This window comes from Parvibaculum sp. (genome assembly GCF_049672805.1).
In the GTDB taxonomy this organism is placed as follows: domain Bacteria; phylum Pseudomonadota; class Alphaproteobacteria; order Parvibaculales; family Parvibaculaceae; genus Parvibaculum.
Genome location: NZ_JBATWS010000355.1, coordinates 1 through 3,390, shown reverse-complemented (window position 1 = coordinate 3,390; position 3,390 = coordinate 1). Strand labels below are relative to the sequence as shown.

The window sequence follows — 3,390 nt, the reverse complement described above, 5'->3', positions numbered from 1 at the left end:
GACGGCAAGGACAGGCAGGTCTTCAACAATGCCGCTCAGGCATGGAACCACGCTTTCTTCTGGGAATGCATGACACCCAAGTATGCTGAACCAAACGGTGTACTTGCCGCAGCCATCACCCGTGATTTCGGCAGCCTCGATGCCTTGAAACAGCGTTTCACGGCGGAAGGTGCTGGGCATTTTGGCTCAGGCTGGGCGTGGCTCATCTCCCGCAAGGGTTCGCTATCCGTTGTCTCAACGCATGATGCGGCGGCACCGATTACGGAAATGGACGCCACCCCGATCCTCACCTGCGATGTCTGGGAGCACGCCTATTACATCGACTATCGTCAGGATCGCGCGGGCTGGCTTGGTACCTGGTGGGACAAGCTTGTCAACTGGGAGTTCGCTGCAGCACAGTACTCCGCCTCGCTCGGAGAGCGCGGTGCGTGGCACTTCCCTCGTCCCGCCCGTTGACGGCGGGATGAGACAAAGTGATCCATGTGTATCGTTGCGATGTATTCTAGGACACGGGCGTTTAGGCCGTCTCGGTTGCTCGTTTTCGGCGAGTGGTAGCCTTTGCCTCAGCAACATCGAAACGTGGCCCGCGCCGCTCATTCTCTTTGACATTCGGCACAAGGAAATCGCGGGGCGGACGCGCGATATCCGCAAGGGTGTATTTGTCGAGCGTGGTCACAAAGGAAGACAGCGCTTCATTCAGCACCGACGCCAGCTCGCATTTGCGCGTGAGGACGCATTGATTGCCGGTGGCGAAGCATTCCACCAGCGCGAAATCCGGTTCTGTCTGGCGGATGACAGCACCGAGATTGATGTCTTCCGGCCGCATCCCGAGCGTGAAACCGCCGGACCTTCCGCGCACCCCCCTCAGGAATCCGCTTCGTGTCAGGATATTGACCACCTTCATCAGATGCGCCTTTGACACGTCATAGACCTTCGAGGTCTCGTCAATGGTGATCAGGCGATCCTGCTGGCTCGCCGCATACATGAGAACACGCAACGCATAGTCGGAAAGTGTGGTGAGACGCATACGGACAACCTGTGGAAAGGGACTGCTCGGAAGGACGTGGCCTGCGACAAACAAGATAATAGCCGCAGGCGCTGCAAACTATATGATATATGTTATATAAATCTTATGTGATGCAAGATTGCATCCCGCGCCAGAGGGGCTTCCATGAGCATCCGCCAGATTGCCCTTTTCAGTTATGGCTTCCGGCCCTTCTTTCTCGGAGGCGCGCTCTGGGCCTTGTTTGCCATGTTGATCTGGATTGGCCTGATAACCGGAGAAGTCGTTTCCCTCGGTCTTACCCCCGCCGCGTGGCATGCGCATGAGTTTCTGTTCGGCTATGTCGGTGCCATCATTGCGGGCTTCCTGCTTACAGCGGTTCCCAACTGGACTGGACGCGCGCCGCTACAGGGTGCCCCGCTCCTTTCTCTCTTCATTCTTTGGCTTATGGGGCGCATCGCCTTTCTGCTTGCGTCGCAGATCGGTTATCTCGCGGCTGCCATTGCGGACAGTCTCTTCCTCATCGCGCTTGCCGTTTTTGTGTTTCGGGAGGTGGTGGCAGCGGAAAACACGGGCAATATCCGGATCGCTCTCATTCTTTCGGTGCTGGCGCTCGCCAATCTCCTCTTCCATGCCGAGATCATCACCCAGGGCCAGCCGGTATTCGCCGTGCGTGGCACGATCTCGCTGATCGTGATGCTGATCGGCGTTATCGGCGGGCGTGTCGTTCCCAATTTCACGCGCAACTGGCTCGCGAGGCGGGGTGATACGCGTCTGCCCGCCCCTATGGGCCGTTTCGATCAGGTGGTGCTTGCAAGCAGCATCGTGGCACTTGCCTTCTGGACTTTCCTGCCCGATTTGCCTGTCAGCGCGCTTTTTCTTTTCGCAGCGGGCGTCATGCACGCCGCGCGCCTCGGGCGCTGGTCAGGATGGCGGACAGGTGCGGAACCTCTCGTTCTCATCCTGCATATAGGCTATGCGTTTGTGCCTCTCGGCTTTGTGCTTGTTGCACTGTCTTTCGTCTGGCCGTTCGAAATCCCGCTCTCGGCGGCACTTCATGCCTGGACAAGCGGTGCAATGGGTGTGATGACGCTCGCGATCATGACGCGGGCGACGAGAGGCCATTGCGGCCATCCCCTGACAGCGCCGCCTGCCACACAGTTCATCTATCTTATGGTAGTTGTCGCCACCCTGCTTCGGCTTTCGGAGATCCTTCTGCCCGATGCAGCATCCATGCTCCATCTTGCGTCAGGCGGAGCGTGGCTTGTTGCTTTTTCAGGTTTTGTGGCGGCCTATGGCCCGATGCTGCTGCGACCGCGGGCGGGCTCAGCCCAAGGCTGATATCCCGCTCCGCAATACACATGATGGCCGGCGGCGATCAGATGACGCCAAGTGCTTCCATGGCTTCTGCGACGCGAACAAAGCCCGCCACGTTTGCTCCGAGAACATAGTCGCCCGGGGAGCCGTATTCTTCTGCCGTCTGCGCGCAGAGGTCGTGGATGCCGACCATGATGTTGCTGAGACGTGCTTCCGTTTCCTCAAAGGACCAGCTGTCGCGCGAAGCATTCTGCTGCATCTCGAGAGCGGAAGTTGCCACACCGCCGGCATTCGCCGCCTTGGCGGGGCCAAAGAGAACACCCGCCTCGCGGAAGGCCGCGATAGCGTCCGGCGTGGATGGCATGTTCGCGCCTTCACCGACGGCCAGGGCACCGTTCTTGATGAGGGTGCGGGCATCCTTGCCCGTCAGTTCGTTCTGCGTTGCGGAAGGCATGGCCACATCGCAAGGCACATCCCAGATGGAACCTCCCTCGACATAGCGAACCTTGCCACCCTTGCGCCTCGCATATTCGTAGATACGCTCGCGGCGCAACTCCTTGATCTCCTTCACGAGATCAAGGTCGATACCATCCTCATCCACGACATAGCCATTGGAGTCCGAGCAGGCGACGACCTTGCCGCCAAGCGAGATGATCTTTTCCATGGTGTAGATCGCCACATTGCCCGAGCCGGAGACGACGGCGCGCTTGCCGTCAAAATCGGTGCCTCGGGTACGCAGCATGCACTGCACGAAGGTTGTGGCGCCGTAGCCCGTCGCTTCCTTGCGGGCGCGGGAGCCGCCATAGATCAGCCCCTTGCCTGTCAGCACACCGGCTTCATAGCGATTGGTGATGCGCTTGTATTGTCCGAACATGTAGCCGATCTCGCGCGCGCCCACGCCGATATCCCCTGCAGGCACGTCCGTGTATTCACCGAGATGACGCTGCAGCTCCGTCATGAAGGACTGACAGAAGCGCATGATCTCGCCATCAGAGCGGCCGCGCGGATTGAAATCCGATCCGCCCTTGCCGCCGCCAATGGGCAGCCCCGTCAGCGCATTCTTGAAGGTC

4 protein-coding genes are annotated in these 3,390 nt (G+C 59.4%); 2 read left to right on the top strand and 2 right to left on the bottom strand.

Features of this window, described 5'->3' with window-relative positions:
- Positions 1-456, top strand: a 456-nt coding sequence (locus WBF74_RS11170) for a superoxide dismutase (protein ID WP_424439622.1), incomplete at its 5' end; no start/stop codon positions are given.
- Positions 457-517: 61 nt separating this feature from the next.
- Here WBF74_RS11170 and WBF74_RS11165 read toward each other — a convergent pair.
- On the bottom strand, positions 518-1,027 hold the full coding sequence (locus WBF74_RS11165; RefSeq protein WP_424439619.1) for an RrF2 family transcriptional regulator: 510 nt from the start codon (positions 1,025-1,027) through the stop codon (positions 518-520).
- Between the two features lie 144 nt (positions 1,028-1,171).
- Here WBF74_RS11165 and WBF74_RS11160 point away from each other — a divergent pair, with 144 nt between their 5' ends.
- A complete protein-coding gene (locus tag WBF74_RS11160; protein ID WP_424439616.1) occupies positions 1,172-2,344 on the top strand; it encodes an NnrS family protein in 1,173 nt (390 codons plus the stop codon).
- A 37-nt stretch (positions 2,345-2,381) separates the two neighbouring features.
- Here WBF74_RS11160 and gdhA read toward each other — a convergent pair.
- Positions 2,382-3,390, bottom strand: a 1,009-nt coding sequence (gene gdhA / locus WBF74_RS11155) for an NADP-specific glutamate dehydrogenase (RefSeq protein ID WP_424439613.1), incomplete at its 5' end; no start/stop codon positions are given.

What these genes read in the sequence shown, in the direction of transcription:
- WBF74_RS11160 (WP_424439616.1), top strand. Translation starts at nt 1,172, where the DNA reads ATGAGCATCCGCCAGATTGCCCTTTTCAGTTATGGCTTCCGGCCCTTC.
- WBF74_RS11165 (WP_424439619.1), bottom strand. Translation starts at nt 1,027, where the DNA reads ATGCGTCTCACCACACTTTCCGACTATGCGTTGCGTGTTCTCATGTAT.